16 protein-coding genes are annotated in these 18,089 nt (G+C 35.6%); 8 read left to right on the forward strand and 8 right to left on the reverse strand.

Annotated features, from left to right (window positions below; translation table 11 throughout):
• Window positions 1-58: 58 nt before the first annotated feature.
• From ACPF9A_RS06490 to ACPF9A_RS06520, 7 genes are all read right to left on the reverse strand, one after another.
• Window positions 59-427 (reverse strand): heavy-metal-associated domain-containing protein, encoded by a 369-nt coding sequence (locus tag ACPF9A_RS06490; RefSeq protein WP_424002753.1) that lies wholly within the window; start codon window positions 425-427, stop codon window positions 59-61.
• Window positions 428-447: 20 nt separating this feature from the next.
• Window positions 448-2,733 carry a TonB-dependent receptor gene (locus tag ACPF9A_RS06495; RefSeq protein WP_424002755.1) on the reverse strand — a complete coding sequence of 762 codons (2,286 nt, stop codon included), beginning with the start codon at window positions 2,731-2,733 and terminating at the stop codon, window positions 448-450.
• Window positions 2,734-2,753: 20 nt separating this feature from the next.
• Window positions 2,754-5,246 (reverse strand): heavy metal translocating P-type ATPase, encoded by a 2,493-nt coding sequence (locus tag ACPF9A_RS06500; protein WP_424002757.1) that lies wholly within the window; start codon window positions 5,244-5,246, stop codon window positions 2,754-2,756.
• Between the two features lie 72 nt (window positions 5,247-5,318).
• A complete protein-coding gene (locus ACPF9A_RS06505; RefSeq protein ID WP_424002759.1) occupies window positions 5,319-6,152 on the reverse strand; it encodes an NHL repeat-containing protein in 834 nt (277 codons plus the stop codon).
• 2 nt (window positions 6,153-6,154) lie between these two features.
• Window positions 6,155-6,781 carry a heavy-metal-associated domain-containing protein gene (locus ACPF9A_RS06510; RefSeq protein ID WP_424002761.1) on the reverse strand — a complete coding sequence of 209 codons (627 nt, stop codon included), beginning with the start codon at window positions 6,779-6,781 and terminating at the stop codon, window positions 6,155-6,157.
• Between the two features lie 17 nt (window positions 6,782-6,798).
• Window positions 6,799-7,569, reverse strand: coding sequence for a hypothetical protein (locus ACPF9A_RS06515; protein WP_424002763.1), 771 nt, complete (start codon window positions 7,567-7,569; stop codon window positions 6,799-6,801).
• A 64-nt stretch (window positions 7,570-7,633) separates the two neighbouring features.
• Entirely contained in the window at window positions 7,634-8,050 is a 417-nt protein-coding gene (locus tag ACPF9A_RS06520; RefSeq protein ID WP_424002765.1) for an HYC_CC_PP family protein, read from the reverse strand.
• A 205-nt stretch (window positions 8,051-8,255) separates the two neighbouring features.
• Here ACPF9A_RS06520 and ACPF9A_RS06525 point away from each other — a divergent pair, with 205 nt between their 5' ends.
• The 8 genes from ACPF9A_RS06525 to rodA all read left to right on the forward strand — a co-directional run bounded on the left by ACPF9A_RS06525 (window position 8,256) and on the right by rodA (window position 17,263).
• Entirely contained in the window at window positions 8,256-9,353 is a 1,098-nt protein-coding gene (locus tag ACPF9A_RS06525) for a hypothetical protein (RefSeq protein WP_424002767.1), read from the forward strand.
• A gap of 121 nt (window positions 9,354-9,474) precedes the next feature.
• Window positions 9,475-9,924, forward strand: a complete 450-nt coding sequence (locus ACPF9A_RS06530) for a GAF domain-containing protein (protein ID WP_424002769.1) — start codon at window positions 9,475-9,477, stop codon at window positions 9,922-9,924.
• A 92-nt stretch (window positions 9,925-10,016) separates the two neighbouring features.
• Window positions 10,017-11,549 (forward strand): bifunctional phosphoribosylaminoimidazolecarboxamide formyltransferase/IMP cyclohydrolase, encoded by a 1,533-nt coding sequence (purH, locus tag ACPF9A_RS06535; RefSeq protein ID WP_424002771.1) that lies wholly within the window; start codon window positions 10,017-10,019, stop codon window positions 11,547-11,549.
• 56 nt (window positions 11,550-11,605) lie between these two features.
• The gene (locus ACPF9A_RS06540) at window positions 11,606-12,634 is read left to right on the forward strand and encodes a rod shape-determining protein (RefSeq protein WP_133688172.1); all 1,029 of its coding nucleotides are present in this window, start codon (window positions 11,606-11,608) and stop codon (window positions 12,632-12,634) included.
• Window positions 12,635-12,801: 167 nt separating this feature from the next.
• Window positions 12,802-13,626, forward strand: a complete 825-nt coding sequence (gene mreC, locus ACPF9A_RS06545) for a rod shape-determining protein MreC (RefSeq protein ID WP_424002773.1) — start codon at window positions 12,802-12,804, stop codon at window positions 13,624-13,626.
• Window positions 13,616-14,125: a rod shape-determining protein MreD gene (mreD, locus tag ACPF9A_RS06550; protein ID WP_424002775.1), complete on the forward strand. Its 510-nt coding sequence runs from the start codon at window positions 13,616-13,618 to the stop codon at window positions 14,123-14,125. The genes mreC and mreD overlap by 11 nt, the downstream gene beginning before the upstream one ends.
• Window positions 14,122-15,990 (forward strand): penicillin-binding protein 2, encoded by a 1,869-nt coding sequence (gene mrdA / locus ACPF9A_RS06555; RefSeq protein ID WP_424002777.1) that lies wholly within the window; start codon window positions 14,122-14,124, stop codon window positions 15,988-15,990. Before mreD ends, mrdA begins: the two co-directional genes overlap by 4 nt.
• Window positions 15,980-17,263, forward strand: coding sequence for a rod shape-determining protein RodA (rodA, locus tag ACPF9A_RS06560; protein WP_424002779.1), 1,284 nt, complete (start codon window positions 15,980-15,982; stop codon window positions 17,261-17,263). Before mrdA ends, rodA begins: the two co-directional genes overlap by 11 nt.
• Here the strand turns inward: rodA and ACPF9A_RS06565 are convergent.
• A complete protein-coding gene (locus ACPF9A_RS06565; RefSeq protein ID WP_424002781.1) occupies window positions 17,260-18,072 on the reverse strand; it encodes a DNA/RNA non-specific endonuclease in 813 nt (270 codons plus the stop codon). The two genes, rodA and ACPF9A_RS06565, sit on opposite strands and share 4 nt — an antisense overlap.
• Window positions 18,073-18,089: the final 17 nt, after the last annotated feature.

Here is an 18,089-nt window from a genome sequence, read left to right on the forward strand (position 1 = left end):
TAACTAAAATTTATTAACCGATTTTCAACTCGAAATTACACCCAAATAAAAGCAATTACTATTGCTTATTTTCATGGTGTTGTCCATCATCAGAATTATCTTCTCTATACAAACAACATGGGTGAACACTGTTATACGCTTCATCTGTCGCTTTTAATTCTTTGGTATCATGACCAACTGCAACGATAGCTGTTTTAATCTTCATGGCATCGGTTTTACGCTCATCCATGATAATAGCCAATTGATGTGTTGGTATATCCCAATTGGCATATTTTACACCTTTTACATTTAATGCAGCTTCTTCTATACGCTCTTTACACATGGCACATTTACCATTAACGTCAAAAGTCATTTTTTTGTTCTTGTCTTGCGCATAAGTTACTACCGCAATTAGCATCATTGCGATTGATAAAATCGTTGCTTTCATAGTTTTATATTAATCGTTAATTACTGAATTTTAAATCTGAATCCGCCATAGAACATTCTTCCCATAATTGGCGCATATACTATGGTGGTATCAAAATTGGGTCCAAAAGGATCATTTGCCCCTAATACCGGATTATTTTGTTGTACTCCTGTTAAATTCTCACCACCTATATATACCTCTATAGTATTAGAAAATACCTTGGTTATTTGGGCATTCATCAAGTTATAGGGTGATGAATATTCGCCTAATTGATACGCCGGCTCATTAACACTGGTATCAGGTAATCTCATTTTACCTAAAGCATGTAAGGTATAATCGAACTTCCATTGTGCACCGTTCTCCTTTGCTTCGGTTTCATACCCTAAGTTAGCAAAAAAGCGGTTTTGAGCCAATAAGGGTTTTTGTAAATTTTCAGAATTATAATCTGTTGACACATCATAAAACTTATATGATGTTCTGAAATTTAAACGGGTTAATAGCTCGTAATTCACCTCAACTTGAAAACTCTTGGCACTACTATTTCCATCTAAATTATAAAAAGAAACTTCTTGCGGATTTTCCCAATCCACCACTACCTGATTCTTGAAATCGGTGATGTAATAATCCAACGAAATATCTCCTTTTTTATTTAAAAAATTGAATCCCTGTAAAAAGCTTACTCCGTAATTCCAAGCGTCCTCTGGATCTAACCCATATACTTTACCACCTGCATCATCAATATTAATTTGCCTTGCAGATGCAAACAACTGCTGATTCTCAGCAAAAATATTTGCAGCTCTTTTACCTCTACCAAATGATCCACGAAGACTACCTTTTTCCCATGGGGTATATCTTATATGAAATCTAGGTGTCACAAAAGTTCCCAATCTATTATGGTTATCTACTCGTAAACCGGCTGTAAGACTTACTTTTTCTAGATTCTCATAGCTATATTCAAAAAATGCCCCTACCGATGTATCGTCTCTAGAATAATCTGTTGACGTAACCAGTTCATCATAACCATCATAAGCAAAGGTAATTCCGGTTTTAAACTTATTTCTAGTATCGCCGATTATAGAATTGAAAAGCAAATTACTATACAAACTTTCATGGTTGATATCATAGGTTCTAAAGCCGAAATAGGAATCTTGCTTATGCAAACTGTACAATGTTTGAAAGCCTAAACTCTGAAAGGGCAATTCTGGAAAAACATAACCCAGTTTTAATGAAGTATCGAACCTACGTGTATTAATTTCACTACCCCACACTTCGGCTCCGCTCAGTGCAGGAACTTCGGCTGCGTTCAATGATCTATTACTACCGTCTACTCTATCTGTATTAGGATTAAAATCTACTTGCCCTACTTGCTTTTCATCATTTAAAAAACGAACATTAAAAAAACTGACCCAACCCTTTTCTGCATCTTGATATTGCCAACGGTTCATTACATTAATTTGCTCTCCTAATGGCGCATCTAAAAATCCGTCTTCATTATTATCTTCTTTTTGCGTCCTCTTGTTTCCATGAATATATAACCCTGTACTCCACTTGTCAGTCAATTTTCTATTGAAATGAGTATTCAGCTCATAACGCCCGTTTTGATTGGCATATCCGTTTACAAAAACAGCATTATCAGTTAATGGTTTTACCAGTTCTGTGTTTATTTGTCCCGATATACTTTCATAACCATTAACAACACTACCTGCACCCTTTGTAATTTGAATACTCTCGATCCAAGTACCAGGTGTAAACGTTAATCCGTATGCTTGTGATGCTCCACGAACCATAGGAATATTTTCTTGTGTGATTAATAAATACGGACTAGTTAAACCCAACATCTGTATTTGTTTGGTGCCCGATAACCCATCAGACAAATTCACATCAATAGACGGATTCGTTTCAAAGCTCTCCGCCAAATTACAACAAGCAGCCTTTAACAATTCTGCACTATTAACGGTAATAACGTTCTGCGGACTGAAATACGTCTTCTGTATTGCATCTCGCTCTTGTTGTACCACAACCTCATCTAATTCATTAGATGGTTTTAAACTTACGCGAATTGTCTTTGGTTCATTTATAGTTAATGTATCAGTTTCAAAACCGACATAACTAATTATTAATTTATTAAATTCCTTTTTAAACGGAATTGAAAATTTACCGTCAAAATCTGTCACCACTCCCGTTTGGGAATCTTGCCAATAGACATTTGCACCCGAAAGTATCAATGCATTAGATCCTTCAGAATCTAATACCACACCTTCTACCTTTTCCTGTGAAAAAGCAAACCAAGGCAACATGGCTATTATTACTATTATAAATTTATTCATTAAATTTTTTATTCCATTTATTAATCAATTTTTGCTGCTCGTAATCGCAATGCATTTGCAATTACCGAAACAGAACTAAAACTCATTGCTAGAGCAGCGATCATAGGCGAAAGCAACAATCCGAAAAACGGATATAAAACTCCTGCCGCAATAGGGATACCAACGGTATTATAAATCAAAGCGAAAAATAAATTCTGTTTGATATTCTTCATCACTGCCTTACTAAGGTTGTGCGCTTTTACGATACCATGTAAATCACCTTTAACAAGCGTAATAGTTGCACTTTCAATGGCTACATCTGTACCTGTGCCCATAGCAATACCTACATCACTTTTTGCCAATGCCGGTGCGTCATTTATACCGTCGCCGGCAACTGCAACTATCTTACCTTCTAATTGTAATCGTTCAACTTCAGCTAATTTATCTTGAGGAAGCATTCCTGCTTTAAAATCTGCCAAATTCAATTGCTCTGCAACAGCCTTTGCCGTATTATAATTATCACCTGTTAGCATGATTACCGAAATACCAGATTTCTGAAGCGCTTCAATTGCCTTTTTACTAGTCTCTTTGATTTGATCACCAATAGCCACAAAACCAACTGCCTTAGCATTAATCGCTAAATACGAAACAGTTTTACCTTGTTTTTGATGCGCTGTAACAACTACTTGTAAATTTTCAGGAATAGTCACGTTAGCATTACCCATCATTTTATCATTTCCTAAAACAACAGTTTCCCCATTAATTTTACCAGCAACACCCATACCTGTGATAGAATTGAAATCATCAACTTTTAATAGTTCTACATTTTTAGATTTTCCGTAATTAACGGTGGCATCTGCCAATGGGTGCTCACTTAACTGATTTAATGAAACGATATACTGCAGCACTTTTTCAGAATCCATTTCTGCAATACTCCCTACTTTTTCTACCGATGGTTTCCCCTCGGTTATAGTTCCTGTTTTATCTATAATTAGTGTATCAATTTTATCCATACGCTCAAGTGCTTCTGCATTTTTAATCAACACACCAGATTGCGCTCCTTTACCTACACCCACCATAACAGACATTGGTGTCGCCAAACCTAAAGCACAGGGGCAAGCAATAATTAATACCGCAATGGCATTTACCAACGCAAATACATAAGCGGGATCAGGACCGAAAATGACCCAGACTACAAAAGTGACAATTGAAATAAAAACAACAGCAGGTACAAAATAACCAGATATTTTATCTGCCAGTTTTTGAATTGGTGCCTGACTACGACTAGCCTTGTTCACCATATCGATGATTTGAGACAACAATGTATCTGCCCCTACTTTCTCAGCGGTCATTATAAAAGAACCCTTACCATTTATAGTACCTGAACTTATTATATCGCCAACTACTTTCTGAACTGGAACAGGCTCGCCCGTAATCATAGATTCATCGACCGTACTTTCCCCTTCATGAATACTACCATCTACAGGTATTTTATCGCCTGGTTTTACGCGAAGCAAATCTCCTTTTGAAATCTGATCAATAGAAATACTCTCTTCTTTGCCGTCTACAATTTTAATAGCTTTATTAGGCGCTAATTTCAACAATTCTTTTACCGCAGAATTCGTTTTACTATGTGCACGAGCTTCTAATAACTGACCAAAAAGCACTAAGGTCAAAATCACCGTAGCTGCTTCGAAATAAACATGAACCGTACATTGATCTGTTTTAAATTGTGGCGGAAAAAAATCGGGCACCAAAATAGCGAATACACTAAACAACCACGCCACACCTGCACCAATACCAATTAATGTAAACATGTTCAAATTCCATGTTTTAACAGAACGATAGGCACGTTCAAAAAACATCCACGTTGCATAAAACACCACAGGTATCGATAACGCAAATTGTACCCAATTCCAATATTTTAAGCTCAATATATTTTGAAGCGGATTATTAGGTATCATTTCTGACATTGCAATAAGAAAGATCGGCAACGTAAACCCAACTGCTATTTTAAACTTATTCAGTAATTTCTTATAGCTCTTTTCCTCTGCTGAAATATCTGCTTGCTTCGGCACCAGATCCATTCCACAAATAGGGCAATCGCCAGGTTCATCTCTAATTACCTCAGGATGCATGGGGCAAGTATACTCTTGACCTTTATTAGTTGTAATACTCGCCTCTTCAACCAGATCCATACCACAAACCGGGCAGTCGCCAGGTGCTGTATATGTTTTTTCTCCTTCGCAGTGCATTGGGCAGTAAAAAACACCATTACCATTCTCGACCGCTTTGGGTTTTGCAACCTCATGTACATGAGCACCAAGTTCATGTATGGAATAATGCCCCCCATCAGCTTCCATAGCAGCCTGTAGCGTTTTTAATGGAATATGACCTTCCATCTCTAGAACTGCTTCAGCCTTTTCTAAATTCACCGCGGCATTCGATACTCCGCTAATTTTAGCCAAAATTTGCTCAACATGACCTCGGCAGCCATTGCAGGTCATACCAACTATAGTATATGTATGTTTCATTCGTTGTATTAAAAATATTATGTAAACCCAGATATCTAATCAATCAGATAGATAGATAGATAGATAGAAGAATTATTTCTTTATAACGATGGGCTGTTTCTCAAAGAGATTAAGCCTCCCATTTCGATAATTTATAACGTAAAGCACTTCATCTTTAATCATCATATCAGTAGGCTTTTCAATCTGGTCTTTTAACACCTGCAATAACTTGCCGGTCTTATCAAAAATGAGAACACGGTTGTTTTCAAAGTCAGTTACAAAGACTTCATTTTCTGAAACAAATATTCCTGTTGCTGCATTCATCTTCTGATTTTGACCCATCATTTGAAGAAAACCGCCTTTTTTATCAAACACTTGAATTCTATTATTATAGGCATCTGCAACCCAAATTTTATCTTTGGTAATTTGCACATCTGTTGGATAATAAAATTCTCCCTCAGCTTTTCCTTCCTTTCCAAAAGAAATCCAGTTTGCACCATCAAAGTAAAGAATACGATTATTGTAAAAATCTGCAATAGCTCTTTCATTTTCAAAAACAGACACTCCCGCAGGGGCATCTAAAGAATCAGAAACCTGCATTACAAACCTCCCTTTTTCATCAACCGTTTCAATTACATCTTTTCCATATTGAGGAATAAAAATCGTTTCCTTCACAGCATCAATATGCATTGGTCGGTCTAACGAATCTATTGTTTGGGTAATTTTACCTTCTTCATTAATCTTTACTAATCGATTATGGTCACCATCAGATAGCCAAATATTTCCATTTACCTGTGTTAAACCAATAGGATTTACCCCGTCTAATTGAATAGTTTTAGACAACATCCATTCTTTTGGAATTTCCTCTTTTTCTTTACAAGCCGTTACAAGTAGTAAGACAGCTATGACGTATATAAAATGTTTCATTATTAGTAACTTAAACGTTCGTATTTACAGCATGCAGGCAAATTGCCATAATCATCGGTATGCGCCTGATGCTTCTTTGTATCATGACCTGCTAATGCTACTTCTTTTTCAATCTCTTGTATAGAAGTTAAACCAGCATCAAAAGATACTTTCATAATTTTAGTGTCCTTATCCCAAGAAACATCAGAAACTCCGTTTACAGCCCCAGCCGCTTTCGTTATTCTAGCTTCGCACATAGCACAGTTACCTGCTACCATTACATTTTTACTTACGGTACCCTCAGTTTTTTTAGTCAACTCATTTGCTGAAGATTCTTCAACTTTACCATCGGCACGCTCCACTTTTGCCGTTATTGGCGTATAACCTGCATTTTCTACTTGTTTTTCAACATCTATTAACGAAAGTGCTTTTTCGACCGGATAACTAAAACTAAAATCGCCTGTTTCAATATCGATTTTTACATTTTTTATACCTTTAAATTCCTTGAATTTTTTCTCTAATCCATAGGCACAAAATGGACATCCAAGACCATCTACTTGCACCATAAACTTATCCATTTCTTTTTGTGCGTTTGCACTAAACATTGTCATTATTCCAATAATCAATGTCGCTATAATTTTATTTTTCATTGTTTTTATTTTATTTGTTAAAATGTGAATCTACTTCCTAAAAATATACTGTGCTTAAATTTTCTGCCTTCATCTACATCATTGACTAAAGGCACTTGAACTGCTAGCTCAAATGTTGTATTTTTTCGAGCGTACTGCACACCTTGTGCATATAGTAATTGATACCAATTACGCTCTACTAGCCATAAGTTAGTATACTCGAAAAAAAGATTAATTTGCTTATTAGGGTATTGTGGTATTAACAGGGGAAGTCCAAAACCTAGTTTATAACGAAAGTCATCCATGGTGCCATCTGGCATCCAATTATAGCCAATTTCATTAGAAATTCCGTATTTGAGAGTTTCATAACCAGCAACTACGCCATAATAACCAGCATAGTTACCGGTACTTAAATCCATCGCGTCTAAATCTTCACCAGTAGGTAGGGTTTGTATGGTTTTACCAACTACTCTAAAGGTTTTACCTGTGGCATCTTTTCTAAAGAACTGGTATTTCCCCATTAATTTTATATCGGCCAAAGCACTATTACTCGCACCTTCTGTAATAGTGTTAACTAAGTATGGAATTTCTACAGCAAGCTCTATATTTGAAGTGGGCAAATAACTAAAGTTAATCGGAATATAAGTAAACGTTGCACGCTCAGTCGTTCTAATTTCCGCTAGGGTTCTTAAGGTAAAACTACCTTGCCCCAACATAATTGGTTTATCTGCAGTTATTGGAGGACCTTGGGCCTGAATACTGTGTATCCCAAATAGGATAATGGCTAAAAGCCAAATATTATTTTTCATTGAATTATTAGATTTGATTAAAAAATGTATAAACGCTATAACGCGCTGTTGTACAGGTTTTAAATCAAATCAAGTAAACTTGGTGTAGAATATTTAAATCTTCTGCCAGTATAGGCGGCGGATATGATTCAAAATCGATATTCTCATCTGTAGTTTCTTCAAACAAGCCTAAATAAGAACTTGTAAAGGATACTAAGAATACCTGTTGTGAAAAATTAAAATTAGAAAAATCATGCGTCAAGTCGTCTTGACCTTGAATGGTAAAGGCTTCATCATCGCAACAGTGCTTTTTTATTATAGAGGTATCATCTAGCAAAGCCAAACCGGTCTCCATACCACAATCATTTGCATGATCAAACAAAGCAACATCCATAACTCGCCCCATGCACAGATGTTTCTCTACCGTCCAAGAAATAGTGGACAGTAACAATAGCAAAGCCATTGAAACAGAAAACAGTTTATGAAGCAAATTTTTCATCATGTAAAGTTACTGAATAAAGAATTCTTAAAATTTTATAGTTCAATTCTTTAACGAAAATTTGACGGACTGAGTATCTAATCAATCAAATTCTGTAAATAAATAGGATAAAAAGTATACGATTACCTCTATTTTTAAGTTTATGGAGTTGAATACTTTGATAAACAATCATTAACAGCTTTAACACTAACTATTTAAATTAAAAATCATGAAAAAACATTTAAAATACACATTTCTAATCTGTACAATTGCCCTTTTTATAGGTAGCTGCAGTTCTGACGACGGTTCAGTTTTTGACACTCCTATACCAGACAATACAGGCGGTGACGATGGCGATGAATCCGAAGAGCCAGAAGTGGCAACAATAGTTTTTAACGAAGCTGTTCCTTCCTCAAATATTACAACTGCTTCTGCAAGCGGAGAAGCAGGTACAAGTGTTACCGGTAGGGTAATTTTTACCTCAGATGCAACTACACAACGTAGAATGTATATTACTCAAAATTATTTAGGACAAGGAGAAATGCCTTTTAGCTCTTTTGATTTGGTAAGTGATGATTTAACTAAAGCTTTAAAAGCTGATGGTTCTATTGACTTAGACGGTGCTACAAAAAAAGAAATCGATTTTTCTTTTCCTCTACCAGTTCCAGATATTGACAATGGAGAAATTGTTTACTCATTTTGGACAACTACAGGTAAAGGGGATTTTAGGGACAGTGATAAAAGATTGGCATTAGGTGTAGGTCAAATTACGGTAACAGTAGGTACAGGTACAAACCCAGTTGCTGCTGTTAGAGAATTTACAGGCATTAAACTATTTGCTCCGGCTCAAGATGGATCAACAGAATCTTTCTTTTCCCTATTGAACGAAACCGTTTATAGAATTGATGCTGGACCTGAATTTAGAGCTTTCTGGGATTTTGGATACTACTACGGTGCTTCTGGTCCTTCCGCCGGTGACAATGCTTCTTTTGCTTCTACAGAACAATATGATGCTTCTTTTGGATTTGATGTAGACGGCCTAGAGCCAGGTGCAGACGAAGAGAATGCAGCAACGGAAACATTGAATCAAATGTTCTTCTCAACTTCTACTAATATAGATGCTATGGCATTTGACGCAATCGCATTAAACAGTGAATTAGACTTTATTGCAAGTTCAAGTTCTCAAAACATAACCAACTTAAGCGTAGGTGACGTTATAGAGTTCGTTGACAACTATGGTAAGAAAGGTTTAATAAAAATTACGGATATTGAAGCTGGTTTTAACAATAATGATTTTATTGAATTCGATGTAAAGATTCAACCATAATCTCTGCACATAATATTTAGTATTAAAAAGAGGATGTTTCAAAAAACATCCTCTTTTTAATTTTTTATAGTTAACATAACATCACACCATATGAACAATTCTTACTTTTGTAAAAAAAGTTATGTTCGAAGCGTTACGCCCACAAGTAAGTTCCATTATAGACTCAAATAAAACTCCCGATGCTAAAATGCAAGACATCTGCGAGCTTTTAAAAGCTAACGTACCGCATTACGATTGGGTTGGATTTTATTTTAAGAATGGTGATAAGCGTGAATTAAAACTAGGTTCTTATGCTGGCGCCCCTACTGATCATACTATTATACCCTACGGAAAAGGCATTTGTGGCCAAGTAGCCGAAAGCAATCAAAATTTTGTTGTACCCGATGTACAGTCACAAGACAATTATATCGCTTGCAGTATTACCGTTAAAGCAGAAATAGTAGTACCGTTATTCGTTAATGGCGAAAACATTGGTCAAATTGATATCGATTCTAACACTCCGGACCCATTTACAAAGGCAGATGAGACCTTTTTAGAATTCGTAAATTTTGAAGTAGCCAAAATTCTTTAAAACTTTAGGCTTTTTGTTGATAAACTTGCTCGTTTCATAGCTGCAAAAAAATTACTTTTGCTTGCTTATTAAAAACATTTAAGCATCATACAATGAGCAGTGTAAAAAAAGCGTCTTCAGCCTTAATTTCAGTTTTCCATAAAGATGGGTTAGAGCCGATTGTAAAGAAATTTCAAGAATTAGGAATCACTATTTATTCTACAGGAGGAACCGAAAAATTCATTACCGATTTAGGTATTGATGTCGTTCCTGTAGAAGATGTAACTAGCTACCCCTCAATTCTTGGCGGCAGAGTCAAGACCTTACACCCAAAAGTTTTTGGTGGTATTTTGAATAGACAGGATAATGAAAGTGATGTTGCTCAATTAGCAGAATTCGAAATTCCACAAATAGATATCGTTATTGTTGATCTTTATCCGTTTGAAAAAACGGTTGCAAGTGGCGCATCTGAGCAAGATATTATCGAAAAAATCGATATCGGAGGAATTTCTCTTATTCGTGCCGCAGCTAAAAATTTTAAAGATGTAACCTGTGTTTCTTCAATGGAAGATTATGCTGACTTTCTTGAAGTTGTTTCTGCAGATAATGGAAACATAAGTTTAGAAGACAGAAAGCGTTTTGCTGCCAAGTCTTTTAATGTTTCTTCTCATTACGATACGGCAATTTTCAACTATTTCAACAAAAACCATGATATCGCTGCCCTAAAAGTTAGCGAGACCAACGGAAAGGTTTTACGCTACGGAGAAAACCCACACCAAAAAGGATTCTTCTTTGGAGATTTCGATGCTATGTTCTCTAAATTGCATGGTAAAGAATTATCATACAACAACCTTTTAGATGTTGATGCTGCAGTTAATTTGATGTTGGAATTTAAAAATGACGCTCCTACTTTCGCTATATTAAAACATAACAACGCATGCGGACTTGCACAAAGAGAAACCTTGCACCAAGCTTATGTTGATGCTTTAGCTGGTGATCCTGTTTCTGCTTTTGGCGGTGTTCTTATCAGTAATAAAGAAATTGATAAAGCTACGGCCGAGGAAATTCATAATTTATTCTGCGAAGTAGTTATAGCACCAAGTTATAATGCCGAAGCTCTTGAGATTTTAAAAGGAAAGAAAAATAGAATCATCCTTATCCAAAATGAAGTTGAAATGCCAGAAATGCTTGTAAGAACTTGCTTGAATGGTATGCTGCTTCAAGAAAAAGATCACAAAACAGACACGGTTGCCGAACTTACATATGCAACAAATACAAAGCCAACAAATCAAGAATTAGAAGATTTAATATTTGCATCTAAACTTTGTAAGCATACCAAGTCTAATACCATTGTAATTGCGAAAAATAAACAACTTTGCGCAAGTGGTACAGGGCAGACTAGTAGAGTTGATGCTTTAAACCAAGCAATACATAAAGCACAAACCTTTAATTTCGACCTAAAAGGATCGGTAATGGCGAGCGATGCTTTCTTCCCTTTCCCTGATTGTGTGGAGATTGCAGACAATGCCGGCATCACCAGTGTTATTCAACCAGGTGGATCAATTAAAGACCAATTAAGTGTAGATTATTGTAATGATCACAAAATTTCAATGGTCATGACAGGTACACGTCATTTCAAGCATTAATTTCATTACTTTTGTCGATGAAATACACCCTTTTATCTAAAATTTAAACACCACATATGGGATTTTTTGATTTCTTGACCGAGGAAATAGCTATAGATTTAGGTACAGCGAACACCCTTATTATACATAATGACAAGGTAGTTGTCGATAGCCCATCCATCGTTGCCAGAGATAGAATTAGCGGAAAAATTATTGCAGTTGGTAAAGAAGCCAGCATGATGCAAGGTAAAACCCATGAGAACATTAAAACAATTAGACCATTGAAAGATGGTGTAATTGCAGATTTTGATGCGTCTGAAAAGATGTTGATGATGTTCATCAAAAATATTCCTGCTTTAAAGAAAAAGTGGTTTCCACCTGCGTTGCGTTTAGTAATCTGTATACCTTCTGGTATTACCGAGGTTGAAATGCGCGCGGTAAAAGAATCCGCAGAACGTGTAAACGGTAAAGAGGTATATCTAATTCATGAACCAATGGCAGCAGCTATAGGTATCGGTTTAGATATTATGCAACCAAAAGGTAACATGATCGTTGATATAGGTGGTGGTACTACCGAAATTGCAGTTATTGCATTAGGTGGTATCGTTTGCGATAAATCGGTAAAAATTGCGGGTGATGTATTTACAAATGACATCATTTATTACATGCGTACACAGCACAACTTATATGTCGGCGAAAGTACTGCAGAAGCTATTAAAATTGAAATAGGATCAGCTACCGAAGATTTGCAATCTCCACCAGATGAAAAATCTGTTCAAGGTCGCGATTTGTTGACAGGGAAACCTAAACAAGTTCAAATATCATATAGAGAAATTGCTAAAGCTTTAGATAAATCTATTCTGCGTGTTGAAGATGCTGTAATGGAAACGTTATCTCAAACTCCCCCAGAATTAGCTGCAGATATTTATAATACTGGTATTTATCTTGCTGGTGGTGGTTCAATGTTACGTGGTTTAGATAGAAGACTGTCTCAAAAAACAGACTTACCTGTATACATCGCTGAAGATCCATTACGTGCGGTTGTACGTGGCACAGGTATTGCGCTAAAGAATTTAGAACGCTACAAGAGTATCTTAATTAAGTAAGAAGGCGTTTTTAAAACAATTTCATACGTATTGACATATAAGCTTGAAGAAAGTTCAAGAGCCATTAATAAATGATAATAGATAGAAGTTCGAAATTAAACTCGAAGCAACTTACCTGACGACAGCCAGGTTTAAATCTAAATTATCGAGTAAAAATTCAGGGGTGAATGCAACAGATTATAAATTTTCTAATTAGGTATAAGATATTCTTGCTTTACCTTTTTCTGTTATTAATTTCCTTCATTTTTACTTTTCAGTCGCACTCGTATCATCAATCTAAATTTTTAAATTCTTCGAATTATGTCTCTGGCAGTATTTATACTTTCTCAGACAACATTACTTCTTACTTTGGTTTAAGAGAAGAAAACAATAGGCTCGTCGAAGAAAATAAAAGACTTAGAGACAAGCTATTTAATAATATACTTTTAGAAAAATCAAACATCGATTCAACAACGGTTGATTACGAGATTTTAAGAGGTCGTGTTATCAATAATAGCTACGCAGATCAACGAAACTACATCACCATTAATAAAGGTGAAAATGATAGTATCTTTCAAGATATGGGCGTAATTACCGACAAAGGTATTCTAGGTATTGTAGAAAATACTTCAGATAATTTTTCAACGGTGCAAAGTATTTTAAGCGATAAATCGAACATTAACGCTAAAATTAAAAACTCGAACCACTTCGGCTCTTTAGTTTGGGAAAATACAACTGATTATAATGTTGTACAGCTAATTGATATTCCGAGATTGGTACCACTTACTATTGGCGACACCATTGTAACTGGTGCAATGAGTAGTATTTTTCCTGAAGACATACCTATCGGCACCATTAAAAGATTCGATTTAGATAATTCAAAGAGTTTTTATTTTATTGATGTTGAACTCTTCAATGACATGACCAATATTGGAAATGTTTACATCATTAAAAATTTAAATCGAAAAGAAGTTTTAGAATTAGAAGCAGAAACAGAAGCCAATGATCAATAGTACCTCATTTTTAATTGTACTCCGATTTATATTATTGGTACTACTGCAGGTGATAGTATTTAATAAGCTGAATTTCTTTGGCTATATAAATCCGTTAATATATATTCTATTCTTATATTGGTATCCTATCAAACAAAATAGAACTACCTTTATAATTCTATGCTTTTTCCTGGGACTTTTTGTAGATATATTCTCTGACACACTTGCCATAAATGCAGCAGCTACAGTTACCATAGCTTATCTTCGACCAACCATTATGCGTTTTGTCTTTGGTGTCAATTATGAATTTCAAAGTTTTAAGTTAAACAACAGTACAAAGGCACAACAATTCACGTTTTTAGCGTTATTGATTATAATACATCACTTGGTTTACTTCACGTTAGAAATTTTCAGCTTTTCTAATAGCCTGTTAATTTTACAGAAAACGGTTATCGTTGGTATTTCCACATTGATTTTAGGCATGTTATTCAGTACATTATTCAGCAGTAAAAAAGAATGAGAAAAATTCTTTTATCATTAATTATAGTTGTCATAGCAGTTACCTTTTTGGGAAGGCTATCCTATTTGCAAATTTTTAGTTTTTCTGCAGAGCAAGTTTTAGAGGATCCAGCGATTAAAGCAATATATGATTATCCTGAACGAGGCTATATTTATGATCGTAACGGTCATCTTTTGGTAGGTAACGACCCTGCTTATGATGTCATGGTTATCCCTAGAGAAGTGCAACCTTTAGACACTTTAGAGTTTTGCGGACTATTAGGTATCGACAAAGAAAAATTCGTTGAAAAACTTAGAAGAGCTAGAGTATATTCACCAAGACTACCTTCTGTATTGGTGCCGCAACTTTCTAAACAAGATTATGCGAAGCTGCAAGAGAAAATGCGTAAATATAAAGGCTTCTATATTCAAAAGAGATCTTTACGCTATTACGACACACCTAGTGCCGCAAATGTTTTAGGATATATTAGTGAAGTTAACGAGGGTGACTTGGCGGTCAACAAATATTATGTTCAAGGGGAACTGAAAGGTAGAACCGGAGTCGAACGTTTCTATGAAGATTTATTAAGAGGTCGAAAGGGAGTTCAGTATATTCAAAAAGATAGATTCAATAGAGATATCGGTCCATATAAAAACGGAACAATTAATACCCTACCCGAACAAGGCAAACAAATTAGTATTACCATCGACAAAACGCTACAAGAATATGGCGAGTTATTGATGAATGGTAAAAGAGGTGGTATTGTTGCTTTAGAGCCTTCTACAGGCGAAATTCTAGCTATGATTTCTGGACCTACATATGACCCTGCGCTTTTGGTAGGGAGAGAACGATCTAAAAATTACACAAAACTTTATAACGATACTATTGCGAACCCTACCTGGGATCGTTCTATACACGCGCAACAACCTCCTGGATCACCGTTTAAAACCTTAAATGCATTAATTGCATTGCAAGAAGGTGCTCTAGATGAATCTACGACCATACAATGTTACCACGGATTTTATGTGGGCAAAAAGAAAAGAGGATGTCACTGTGGTGGTGGTCAACGAGATATGAACAAGGGTATCTACCTTTCTTGTAATGCATATTTTGCCGGTACATTCAGAAAAATATTCGAAAAATTTGAGACGACCGATGAAGCTATGGATGTTTGGGAAAAACACATGAAAAGCTTTGGTCTAGGTGATTATTTAGGTTATGATCTTCCATTTGGACAAAAAGGTAGAATACCTAATAAAGAGTATTACGACAAATGGTATGGTGATAATAGATGGAGCTCCTCTTACATTATTTCTAACGCTATTGGGCAAGGTGAAATTTTAGCTACTCCTGTTCAATTAGCAAATATGACCGCAGCTATAGCTAATAGAGGTCATTACTTTACGCCACATATTTTAAAGAAAATAGAAGGTAAAGATATTACCGAACCAAAATTTACCGAAGCTAAACATACTACTATAGACCCAAAATATTTTGAGCCAGTAGTAAGAGGTATGGCAGATGTATACACGAAAGGTACGGCAGCCAGATTGCAAGTGCCAGGAATTGAAATTGCTGGCAAAACAGGTACAGCTGAAAACTTTACCAAAATAGATGGGGTACGTACGCAATTAACCGACCACTCCGTTTTTGTTGCATTTGCACCAGTTGACAACCCAAAAATTGCTATTGCAGTATATATAGAAAATGGATATTATGGAGCAAGATACGCAGGACATATCGCTTCACTTATGATAGAAAAATATCTAAAAGGTGACATTTCAAGAACAGATCTTGAAAAAAGAATGTTAGAGAAAACATTAGAAGCTGAATACGCGAAACCCTACAGTGGGGAGGAGTTTAAAATAAACGAGCGTGTCTGGTAGAAGCATCTTAAAAAGAATAGACTGGCTAAGTGTTTTTATCTATTTTGCACTTGTTCTTATTGGCTGGATCAATATATATTCTAGTACATTCATTGACGAGCAAAGTTCAATCTTCGATATTGGTACACGTTACGGCAAGCAATTATTTTTTATCGGAGTAAGTTTAGCTGCCATAGTCATTATCCTGTCTTTAGAGGTTAATTTTTATGAACGATTTTCGAGTTTATTCTACTTAATTTCAATGGTCTCGTTGTTAGGTCTATTTGTGTTCGGTAAAACCATTGCCGGAGCCACATCTTGGTACGACCTTGGTTTTTTCAACCTCCAACCTTCAGAATTAGCTAAAGTCGCTACCGCATTAGCATTAGCCAAATACCTGAGTGATATTCAAACAGATATTAAACGTAGGAAGGACCAAATGTATGCCTTGCTTATTATATTAATACCTGCTATACTTATTATTCCGCAACCTGATCCTGGTAGTGCCCTGGTATTTTTTGCGCTAATTTTTGTGATCTTTAGAGAAGGTCTTCCTTTATTCTACTTAGCAATTATTTTTAGTCTTATTCTCATATTCGTTATCACATTAAAATTTGGACCTATTTGGCTTATCATAGGTTTGGTATTGTTCATTATTTTGTTATTCGGTTTAAAAAGGAAAACCCTTAAAATTCCGGTTATACCATTGGCACTCGTAAGCGTTGCCGTAATTCTATTTTCTTTATCTGTAAACTTCGTATTCAATAACGTTTTTGAACAACGTCATAGAGATCGCTTTAGTTTGTGGCTACGACTTGAAAAGGATCCGAATAAATTAGAACAAATTCGCAAAACAATTGGCTATAACACCTACCAGTCAGAAAAGGCAATTGAATCTGGCGGTTTTTTTGGAAAAGGATTTCTAGAAGGTACTAGAACAAAAGGTGATTTCGTACCCGAGCAAGATACCGACTACATTTTTAGCACTGTGGGTGAAGAATGGGGATTCATAGGCACTGGTACCGTAATAATTTTATTTACAATCTTGTTTCTACGGTTAATCTCTTTGGCAGAACGACAGAAAAATGCCTTCGCTAGAATGTATGGCTACGGCGTTATATCTATCTTGTTAATACACTACTTTATTAATATTGGTATGGTAATCGGCATTTTACCTACTATTGGTATTCCACTACCCTTCTTTAGTTATGGTGGATCAGGACTCCTATTCTTTACTATTCTACTCTTTATTTTCTTGAAATTAGATACCAACAGATTAAAGGAGAGTTTCTAAAATTTCCACCCAGTTGTATTCTTGCTACCTTCAAAAGCGCTTTGTTGTTTTTCTGGTAGTTCGGTAAAAAAGTCTATTCCTGTATCGTTTTCTATTTCATCAATAGATACTACAAAATTGCGTAATGATGTAAATTGAGGTTTATTAGGAATCAAAAAAGACAAGGTATATATTTTATCTCCCTTTTTACGGGCTATAATTTTATAGAATGTATCGGGCACATCAACATCTTCTTGCCCTATCTCTTCTAAACCACTTTCTAACACGCCGCCTGTAAATACATACAATGTACCATATTGTTTCGCCCAGCGTCTTGTTTGCTGCTCTAAATCGTTCCAAATACCCGCATTGAACTCTCTGTCTTGCGGACTTATATTACTCGTATAAAAAGTTTCATTGTATGCTTGTAACGAAAATCTACAATCACCAGCTGGTACCAAATGCCCACGATCATACCCTGAGCCTTTATAATTTCGCCAGTCGGCAGATTTAGAAGAAACAAACGGATCTTCAATAAAATAGGGTCGCTTTCTATCGTCATTTGTTAAATGACTTTTATCGAGCGTATATGCCACCCACTCTGCTTGCTCATATGGCTCGTTGTAAGACAAGGTGAAATATTCATGGTTTACGATTTCACCAGTTGTTGATAATGGTAGTAATTCTTTCGGAAACTCATTAGAAGTATTTCTCTCATTACTTTTTGAATATGTTGCGGGAGTGTAAAAGTTCTCGAACAACCAAAAACCAACAATACAGACAAGAATTAAAATACTATACAGAGATCCATTTTTTTTGCGGTATGCCATACGTCAAAATTACCTAA

The organism is Maribacter sp. IgM3_T14_3, from assembly GCF_049603095.1.
In the GTDB taxonomy this organism is placed as follows: domain Bacteria; phylum Bacteroidota; class Bacteroidia; order Flavobacteriales; family Flavobacteriaceae; genus Maribacter.